Here is an 8,892-nt window from a genome sequence, read left to right on the forward strand (position 1 = left end):
CCGCGTTGAAGCTACCGGCCCAGTAGGACTTGTCGAACAGGTTCTCCACCGTGGCGCGGAAGGTGACGGGTTTGGCCGCGATGCGGGTGGCATAGCGCGCGCCCACGTCCACGCGGGTCCAGCTGGGCATCTTCAGCGTGTTGGCCGAATTCACCCATTGCGCGCCCGTGTAGATCAGGCGGCCGGTGAGCGTGGCGCCCGGCAGCGCGGGCACATCCCACTCGCCGCCCAGGTTGGCCGTCCAGCGCGGCACGCCGTAGACGCCGTAGCCGTCGCGCGCGCCGCCCTGGGTCTTGCTCTGGATGGCCTGCGTATAGGCCAGGCCGCCCAGCACGCGCGTGCCGCGCAGCGGCTCGCCGAACACATTCCACTCCAGGCCCCGGTTGCGCTGCTCGCCATCCATCAGCAGGCGGTTGGTCGCAGTCTCCACCACGGACGAAGGCCGCTCGATCTGAAACAGCGAGACCGTCTGCGTGAAATCACCCGTGCGCCACTTGGCGCCGATCTCGAACTGCTTGGTCTTGTAGGGCGCGAACACTTCGCCGGCATTGGCGTAGGTGGCGCCGACGATGGAGCCCGCGCTCAGGCCCTGCACATGGTTGGCGTACAGCGAGACCGTATCGCCCCAGGGCTTGACCACCAGGCCCAGCGCGGGCGAGATGGCATGTTCGTCATAGCGCGCCATCTTCTGGTTCACGCGCTGCAGACGCGCGCCCACGGTGAGCTGTACGGTGTCGCCACCCCAGCTCAGCGTGTCGGCCAGGGCCAGGCTGCTGAGCACGTCGTCGCGCTCCTGCTTGATGGCGCCGTAGGGGCCGGCCAGCGTGATGGGCGCAGGGTCGTAGATGTTGGTGATGTAGCTGGCGCTGGTGGCCACGGCCGCGCGGCCGCCCTTCTGGTTCATCCAGTTCACGGAGGCGACCAGCAGATGGTTCACGCTGCCCGTGCGCAGGCGCCCGCGCACGCCGAACTCGGCCGCCATGCTGTCGGTGTAGCCGTACTGGTTGTAGGTCTGACCCACGGCCGAGCCGTCGCCCTGGGCGCGCATCACCACGCGCGTGCCGTTGAGCATGCCGTCATAGGAATGCTTGCCGCTGCCCACCGAGCCGAACAGCGTCCAGTCCGCCCCCAGGTCCACCGAGCCGCGCAGCATCAGCGCATCGCTTTGCTGCTGGGCACGTATGCCCGGGAAGAGATTGGTCTTGGCGTCGGGCGCTGCAATCACCTGCTTGAGGTTCTGCATGCTGACCATCATCGGGCTGCCGTCGCGGATGTTGGAGCGGTAGCTGTAGGCATCCAGACCCAGCGTGAAACCGTCGCCCTGGTAGTCGAGCGCCAGTGCGCCCAGGCCATGGCGGCGGTTCTGGCCGTCGATCTCGGTATCGCCGCCCGAGGTGCTGCCGTTGATGCGTATGCCCAGGCGGCGTTCCGGGCCGAAGCGGCGCGACACATCGGCCTGCAGGCCCAGCTGCGAGGAGCTGCTGAGCATGGTGGTCACGCGCGTGAGGTCCCGGGCCAGCGGACGCTTGGTCACCAGGTTGATGGTGCCGCCCACGGCGCCGCCCGGCGTCATGCCGCTCAGCAGCGCACCCGGGCCCTTGAGCACTTCCACGCGCTCGATCATCTCGGTGGGCACATGGCCATCGGGCGCCAGGCCGTACAGGCCGTTGAAGCCCAGTTCCGAGGCATTCACACCCAGGCCGCGGATGGTGAAGTTCTCGTAGGCGTGGCCGGTGTTGGTGGTGAAGCGCACGGAGGGGTCGTTTTCCAGCACCGACATCAGCGTGGTCGCGTGCTGGTCGGCAATGCCTTCGGCCGTGTAGGAGGTGATGTTGAACGGCGTATCCATCACATCGCGCTGGCCCAGCACGCCCAGGCCCGCGCCCTTGGCCACCTGGCCGCCCGGCGCCACGGTGGGCAGTGCCTGGGGATCGGTGGTGCTGCGCACCGTGATCTCGCCCAGTTCGGCGTCGGCCGCCCAGGAGGCGGCGGGCAAAGCGGCAGCGGCAACCATGGCGCAGACACGGGCGATGGTGCCCAGGCCGTGGAACGGTGAAACGGGGGCGAAGGGGCTGACAGCGCCTGCGCGCGGCAGGCCGGTGCGGGAACGAGAGGACATCCGGGAGGGCTTTCAAGGCGGAAGAAAATGCGCCGCATCCAGGCCCGCAGCCCGTCGGGACACAGGCCGGATACGGCATCTGCCCGAATTATAGAAAATGAGAATTATTCTTATTTGAGAAAACAACGACAACGCACCGCGCGCAAACATGGGCGCACGGTCCGCAAACAATCCCGGGGAAAACAGTGGGGGCCAGGCAACAGGCCGCCGGCAACAGGCAGCCGGACGCCGCGACGGCGCAGACCGCTAAAAGGTGTCGCCGCGTTCCATGGCGCGGCGGTGGCGCTGCACGAATTCCTGGTAGGTGTCGATGCCGCGCAGCTGCAAGATGGCATTGCGCACGGCCGCCTCCACCAGCACGGCGATGTTGCGGCCCGCCACCACCTGGATCACCACCTTGCGCACGGGCACGCCGAGCACGTCCTGCGTCAGCGGCTCGGCTGGCAGCCGCTCGTATTCGCGCTCCATGGTTTCCTTGCGCACCAGGTGCACGATGAGCTTGAGACGCATCTTGCGGCGCACGGCCGTCTCGCCAAAGATGGCGCGGATATCGAGCAGGCCGATGCCGCGCACCTCCAGCAGGTTCTGCAGCAGCTCGGGGCACTTGCCTTCGATCGTGGTCTGGTTGATGCGGTACAGGTCCACGGCATCGTCGGCCACCAGGCCGTTGCCGCGCGTCACCAGCTCCAGCCCCAGCTCGCTCTTGCCCAGGCCCGACTCGCCCGTGATCAGCACGCCCATGCCCAGGATGTCCATGAACACGCCATGCATGGTCGTGCGGTCGGCGAAATGCTTGGCCAGGTAGGCGCGCAGCACATCGATCACGAAGGCCGACTGCTCGCGCGTGGCGAACATGGGAATGTGAGCACGCTCGCACATGGACAGCAGCGCCTCGGGCGCCGTCTGGCCATCGGCCAGCACCAGCACGGGCGGCTCCAGCGTGACGATGCGTGCCACGCGGCGCTGGCAGTCCTGCGGCGTGGCGTTGGTCAGATAGGCGATCTCACGCTCGCCCAGCACCTGCAGCCGGTAGGGATGGATGTAGTTCAGGTAGCCGACGAGATCGGCGCCCGAGCGCGCCGAGCGCACGGCCATCTCGTCGAAGCGGCGCTCCGAGGCCCCCAGGCCCGCCACCCACTCCCAGCGCAGGCTGGAGCGGAACTCCTCGAAAAGGACGTCGGCGCTGATGGCACTGGGTCTCATGGCAAGGCCCGTGAAAAGGGGAAGACGAAAGTCTAGACCAGCGGAGCGGCGGAAGACTGCCAGCCGGCAATCATTCCATGCAGCCGGGCCGCATCGCCGCAGGACTTCAGCCGCTCGCGCAGCTGGCTGTCGCTGAGCAGTTCGGCGATTTCAGAAAGGATTTCCAGATGCTTTTGCGTCGCCGCTTCGGGCACCAGCAAAAAGATCAGCAGGCCCACGGGCTGCTCATCGGGCGCATCGAAGCCAATGGGATGGTCCAGCTGGAACACGGCTGCCATCGGAGCGGTCAGCCCCTTGATGCGACCGTGGGGAATGGCCACGCCATGGCCCAGCCCCGTCGAGCCCAGGCGTTCACGCGCGAAGAGGCTGTCGGTGATGAGTGCGCGGGACAGGCCATGCAGGCTCTCGAATAGCAGACCTGCTTCTTCGAAAGCGCGCTTTTTGCTGGTGACGTCGACGCTCACGAGCACTTGAGCGGCGGGCAGGATGGAGGCAAGACGGTTCATGGTTCGGGAAACAATTATGCACCGCAGTGCCGGAAACCGTGGGGAAACCCTGACCCCCATCAAAAACCGCCCCGAAGGGCGGTGGTCGTGCGTGGCACATCAGCCACAAAAACGCAGGTATTGTAAGCGCCCGCACAGGGCCGGCGCCTTACCTGTCACCCGACTGACGCCAGGGTCAGTCCAGCATCATCGAGCCGCTTGGCCGTGCCGTAGCGGCTGCCCTGCTGGCGGGTCTTGTAGCGCACCACAAGGCGGTCCAGCTTGTCAGCCAGCGCGTCGACGGCGGCATAAAGGTCGAAGTGAGAGGTTTCGACAAAGAGATCCTGGCCCTTGACGCGCAGCGTGCAACCGGCACGTTGGCGCTTTTCCTTCTCCTTCTGGTTATGAACGGTCAGCAAGACCTTGACATCCACCACCTGGTCAAAGTGTCGAAGAATGCGTTCGAGCTTGGCCATGACGTAACTGCGCAGCGAGGGAGTGACCTCCAGGTGATGCCCACTAATCGTCAGATTCATATCTAAACACTCCTTGCTCTGGATGGAAACAGCCCGGTCCACCGGGGGACGATCCGCCGGGACAGGTGCTTGCAGGCCGGAATGCGCATTCGTTTGCTTGCGAATCCACTATGCGCCCGGGTCGGGTCAAAAGCAACGCCGCAAGCCGATAGCGCAGGACGGTGCAGGGCCTTGGAGGCGGGTTTTGCGCGCCATGCGATTGGGCGCACAATCGGCGGGTTTGCCAGGCTGCGCCCCTGGGGTGGGGGTGGCCACAGGCCGTCCGTCACCGTGAGGCGCCGTTGGGTAGAATCGCGCTCCTGCGCGTGCCGCTTGCAGCCCTCCGGCCCCTGCAGCCTCTTTGCCAGATTGCCCCTTGCCTCACATGACCACCCAGTCCCGTCCCTCCGCCCTGCACACTTCCAACATTGCCTCGCTGCCGCTGCTCGCGCGCGGCAAGGTGCGCGACAACTATGCCGTGGGCGATGACCGCATCCTGATGGTGGCCTCGGACCGCCTCTCGGCCTTTGACGTGATCATGGGCGAGCCCATCCCCGGCAAGGGCGAGCTGCTGACGCAGATGGCGCTGTTCTGGTTCGACAAACTCGGCCACATCTGCCCCAACCACCTGACCGGCGAAGCGCCCGAATCCGTGGTCACGCCCGCCGAAGTGCCCCAGGTCACGGGCCGCTCCATGCTGGTCAAGCGCCTCAAGCCCGTGCTGATCGAGGCCGTGGTGCGCGGCTACCTGGCCGGCAGCGGCTGGAAGGAATACCAGGAATCGCGCTCGGTCTGCGGCGTTCCCCTGCCCGAAGGCCTGACCAACGCCGCCAAGCTGCCCGAGCCCATCTACACGCCGGCCGCCAAGGCCGAGATGGGCGACCATGACGAGAACATCACCTACGAGCGCACGGTGGAGATGGTCGGCGAGAAGCTGGCCTCCCAGATCCGCGATACAGCCATCCGCATCTACAAGGAAGCTGCGGCCATCGCCCTCGAAAAGGGCATGATCATTGCCGACACCAAGTTCGAATTCGGCCTGGACGAAAACGGCGAACTGGTGCTGATGGACGAGGTGCTCACGCCCGACAGCTCGCGCTACTGGCCCGTGGAAGGCTATGCCCAGGCGCTGGCCAAGGGCGAGAACCCGCCCAGCTACGACAAGCAGTTCGTGCGCGACTGGCTGGAGCAGGCCCAGGTCAACGGCAAGCCCTGGGACAAGAGCGCCCCGGCGCCCCGCCTGCCCCAGGAGGTGACCGAGAAGACGGCCGCCAAGTACCGCGAAGCGCTGCAGCGCCTGACGGCCTGAGCTGCAGCCTGCCTGTCCCCGCAAAAGAGAGCTTCGGCTCTCTTTTTCATTGCGCGGGCCCGTTTCTGCAGCCGGTCACGTTGGCGTCACCGACACTGCCACAATGCTCGTTCCCTCTGACTTTTTTCGAAGGAGCAAGCACATGGCCGGCAAGAAGATTCTGATGATCTGCGGAGACTACTGCGAGGACTACGAAACCATGGTCCCGTTCCAGGCCCTGCAGGCCGTGGGACACACGGTGCACGCGGTCTGCCCCGACAAGAAGGCGGGGGACCACATCAAGACGGCCATCCATGATTTCGAGGGCGCCCAGACCTACAGCGAAAAGCCCGGCCACAACTTCACGCTCAACGCCAGCTTCGCCGACATCAAGCCCGAGCAGTACGACGCCCTGGTGATCCCCGGCGGACGCGGCCCTGAATACCTGCGCAACTACGATGCCGTGCGCGCCGCCGTGCGCCACTTCTTCGACAACAACAAGCCCGTGGCCGCCGTCTGCCATGGCGCCCAGCTGCTGGCCGGCGCCGGCGTGCTCAAGGGCCGCACCTGCTCGGCCTACCCGGCCTGCCGTGCCGAGGTCGAACTGGCCGGCGGCACCTACGCCGATATCGGCGTGGACCAGGCGCACACCGAAGGCAATCTGGTCAGCGCCCCCGCCTGGCCGGCCCATCCGGCCTGGATCGCACAGTTCCTGTCCCTGCTGGGCACGCGCATCAGCCACGGCTGAGCACGCAGCCGCCGTTGGCGCCGGGCGGATCAGCCGCCCCAGCGCACCAGCACGATGCCGCCGAACACCAGGGCCGAGGCCAGCATGCGCACGCGGCCCGGGCGCTCGCGCATCAGCCAGGCGGCAATCCAGCCTGCAAACAGCACGCTGCTTTCACGCAGTGCAGACACCAGCCCCATGGGCGCCTGCGACAGCGCCCAGGTCGCCATCCAGCTGGCGCTCAGCTGCATGGCGGCGGCCAGGGCGCACAGGCGCCAGGTGCGTGCATCGGCGCGCAGCACGGCAGGACCGCGCCGCCAGGCAACGATCAGCACCGTGGCCAGGCCATCGCCCAGCGTGAGCAGGGCCGCATAGAGCAACGCGGAACCGGATGCGCGCGCACCCAGCCCGTCGATGACCGTGTAGCAGGCAATCATGGCGCCCGTGGCCAGCGCATGGCCGCTGCCGCCATAACCGCTGGCCGCGCCGCTGCGCAACGACAGCGCCAGCACGCCCAGCGACAGGCACAGCACGCCGGCCAGCCCGGTCGCGCCCGGCCACTCACCGGCCAGCAGCGCCGCGCCCAGCGTGACGAACAGTGGCGCACTGCCACGTGCCACCGGGTAGACCACGCCGAACTCGCCATGCTGGTAGGCCCGCGGCAGCACGAAGTGGTAGACGGTGTGCACGGCCACCGAAGCCGCCAGCCACCACCACACCGATGCATCCCACAGCGCCGCCGCACGCCAGTCCAGCCAGGGCAGCACCAGCAGAGACCACAGGCTGGCCAGCCCCGTGGTCAGCGCCATGGCGACCATCTTGTCGCCGCCCAGCTTGATGGCGCTGTTCCATCCCGCATTCATCAGCGCGGCCCCCAGGGCCGCGGCCAGCACCGCGTTGCTCAATTCCATTCCATGGCCTCGTTCCTGATACGGGACGGGATGATGGATTCGCACCCAGATTAGATAAAGTCGAATCTTCGGAACCTTATCTTCAGGAAACCTGATGCGACGCCTGAACCTCGACCAGCTCCAGACCCTGGTGGCCGTGGCCGACCTGGGTACCCTGGCCGCCGCGGCCCAGGCCCTGCACCTGTCACCGCCTGCCGTCAGCCTGCACATCCAGGAGCTGGAAGCGCGCCTGGACACACCGCTGCTGGTGCGCGGCAAGCGCCAGGCGCAGCTGACGCCTGCGGGCGAACTGCTGGCCGAAGGCGGACGCCGCCTGCTGGCAGACAGCGAATCCCTGCTGCGCCAGGTGCGCAAGCGTGCCGAGGGCTTTGGCGCCAGCGTGCGCATAGGCGCCTCGGCCGGCGTCAGCCCCCTGCTGCTGCCCGAACTGCTGCAATGGCTGGCCGAGCACGCACCGAGCGTGGAGCTGCGCCTGGAAGTCGTGAGCTCGGCCCAGGCCATGCAGCGCCTGGCGGCCGGCAGCCTGGACCTAGCCCTGGTCGGCCTGCCCCAGCCCGTGGCTGCGGGGCTCGAGGTGCTGGCCTGGCGCAACGACCCCATGGAGCTGTTCGCGCCGCCGCAGATGCCGCTGCCCGACCAGATCACGCCCGAATGGCTCAACGCCCAGCCCTGGATAGGCTTTGCCGCCGGCACCCAGATGCACCGCCTGCTGTCGCAATGGTTTGCCCAGGCCGGCCTGCTACCCCAGCCGCGCATGGAGATGAGTTATCCCGAAGGCATACGCGCCCTGGTCGCCGCAGGCCACGGTCCCACCGTCCTGCCACGCGAGGAGCCCATGGACGCCGTCAGCCGCACCCTTCAGCAGCGCGGGCTGAGTCCCGCCCTGACACGCCCGCTGGGTCTGGCCTGCCGCAGCGCCTCGCAGCAAGACCCGGCCGTGCAGGCCGTGGTGCGCGGGTTGATGCGATTTGCCGATCCCGTACGGAAGTAGGCGCTACAGCCCGGCCTCCTGCAGCACCCACGCACGCAGGGCCTCGATGGCCGGCCGGCCCTGGCTGCGCCGGGGGTAGAGCAGGTTGTAGGCATAGGCCGGGCCCAGGCCCACGGCGATGTCGAACAGGCGCACCAGGCGGCCGCGGGCCAGGTCTTCGGCCACCAGGTCCTGCTCGACCAGGCCCACGGCGCCGCCGTCCAGCACGGCCTGCACGACATGGCTGGAGTCGGTGAATGCGATGCAGCGGCCTGCGTCCAGGCCCTCCACGCCGGCCGCTGCCATCCACATCGGCCAGTTCGGCCAGACCTGGCCGTCCACCATGCAGTCCACGTGGCACAGCGTGTGGCCCAGCAGGTCGGCGGGGCTGGCCAGCGGCGGGCCGGACTGCAGCAGGGCCGGGCTGCAGACGGGGATCACCCTGGCGTCGAACAGGCGCACCGCCAGGGTGTGCGCATCACGGCCGGTGCCGAAGCGGATGCCGGCATCAATGTCATCGGCGTCGAAGTCGCGCACCTCGTCGCTGATGTCAAAGCTCAGTTCGATCTGCGGATGCGCGGCGCGAAAGCGCGGCAGCCGGGGCAGCAGCCACTGCGTGGCAAAGCGCGCGCCCAGCGACAGGCGCAGCCGCGTCTCGCCCCGGGCCAGCTGGC

The 8,892-nt window shown here is 67.7% G+C and carries 9 protein-coding genes; 3 read left to right on the forward strand and 6 right to left on the reverse strand.

What is annotated here, in order from left to right:
- From L995_RS14285 to hpf, 4 genes are all read right to left on the reverse strand, one after another.
- The coding region (locus L995_RS14285) for a TonB-dependent receptor (protein WP_047472387.1) at positions 1-2,119 on the reverse strand (2,119 nt) is incomplete at its 3' end.
- A gap of 246 nt (positions 2,120-2,365) precedes the next feature.
- Entirely contained in the window at positions 2,366-3,322 is a 957-nt protein-coding gene (hprK, locus tag L995_RS14290) for an HPr(Ser) kinase/phosphatase (RefSeq protein ID WP_016449143.1), read from the reverse strand.
- A gap of 32 nt (positions 3,323-3,354) precedes the next feature.
- Positions 3,355-3,828: a PTS sugar transporter subunit IIA gene (locus L995_RS14295; RefSeq protein ID WP_016452020.1), complete on the reverse strand. Its 474-nt coding sequence runs from the start codon at positions 3,826-3,828 to the stop codon at positions 3,355-3,357.
- A 155-nt stretch (positions 3,829-3,983) separates the two neighbouring features.
- Entirely contained in the window at positions 3,984-4,343 is a 360-nt protein-coding gene (gene hpf, locus L995_RS14300) for a ribosome hibernation-promoting factor, HPF/YfiA family (RefSeq protein ID WP_016449141.1), read from the reverse strand.
- Positions 4,344-4,707: 364 nt separating this feature from the next.
- Here hpf and L995_RS14305 point away from each other — a divergent pair, with 364 nt between their 5' ends.
- Positions 4,708-5,631, forward strand: a complete 924-nt coding sequence (locus tag L995_RS14305; RefSeq protein WP_016449140.1) for a phosphoribosylaminoimidazolesuccinocarboxamide synthase — start codon at positions 4,708-4,710, stop codon at positions 5,629-5,631.
- 142 nt (positions 5,632-5,773) lie between these two features.
- The gene (locus tag L995_RS14310; RefSeq protein ID WP_016449139.1) at positions 5,774-6,358 is read left to right on the forward strand and encodes a DJ-1/PfpI family protein; all 585 of its coding nucleotides are present in this window, start codon (positions 5,774-5,776) and stop codon (positions 6,356-6,358) included.
- 29 nt (positions 6,359-6,387) lie between these two features.
- Here L995_RS14310 and L995_RS14315 read toward each other — a convergent pair whose 3' ends face one another.
- Positions 6,388-7,248, reverse strand: a complete 861-nt coding sequence (locus L995_RS14315; protein WP_047472388.1) for a DMT family transporter — start codon at positions 7,246-7,248, stop codon at positions 6,388-6,390.
- 94 nt (positions 7,249-7,342) lie between these two features.
- Here L995_RS14315 and L995_RS14320 point away from each other — a divergent pair, with 94 nt between their 5' ends.
- Positions 7,343-8,239 (forward strand): LysR family transcriptional regulator, encoded by an 897-nt coding sequence (locus L995_RS14320; protein WP_017406462.1) that lies wholly within the window; start codon positions 7,343-7,345, stop codon positions 8,237-8,239.
- 3 nt (positions 8,240-8,242) lie between these two features.
- Here L995_RS14320 and L995_RS14325 read toward each other — a convergent pair.
- The coding region (locus tag L995_RS14325; RefSeq protein ID WP_047472389.1) for a LysR substrate-binding domain-containing protein at positions 8,243-8,892 on the reverse strand (650 nt) is incomplete at its 5' end.

The sequence above is a fragment of the Delftia sp. ZNC0008 genome (assembly GCF_000799035.1).
Taxonomy (GTDB): domain Bacteria; phylum Pseudomonadota; class Gammaproteobacteria; order Burkholderiales; family Burkholderiaceae_C; genus Comamonas; species Comamonas tsuruhatensis.

Excerpts from the sequence above, each read along its gene's own strand:
- hpf (WP_016449141.1), bottom strand. The coding sequence starts at position 4,343 with ATGAATCTGACGATTAGTGGGCATCACCTGGAGGTCACTCCCTCGCTG.
- L995_RS14310 (WP_016449139.1), top strand. The coding sequence starts at position 5,774 with ATGGCCGGCAAGAAGATTCTGATGATCTGCGGAGACTACTGCGAGGAC.
- L995_RS14295 (WP_016452020.1), bottom strand. The coding sequence starts at position 3,828 with ATGAACCGTCTTGCCTCCATCCTGCCCGCCGCTCAAGTGCTCGTGAGC.
- L995_RS14320 (WP_017406462.1), top strand. The coding sequence starts at position 7,343 with ATGCGACGCCTGAACCTCGACCAGCTCCAGACCCTGGTGGCCGTGGCC.
- hprK (WP_016449143.1), bottom strand. The coding sequence starts at position 3,322 with ATGAGACCCAGTGCCATCAGCGCCGACGTCCTTTTCGAGGAGTTCCGC.
- L995_RS14315 (WP_047472388.1), bottom strand. The coding sequence starts at position 7,248 with ATGGAATTGAGCAACGCGGTGCTGGCCGCGGCCCTGGGGGCCGCGCTG.
- L995_RS14305 (WP_016449140.1), top strand. The coding sequence starts at position 4,708 with ATGACCACCCAGTCCCGTCCCTCCGCCCTGCACACTTCCAACATTGCC.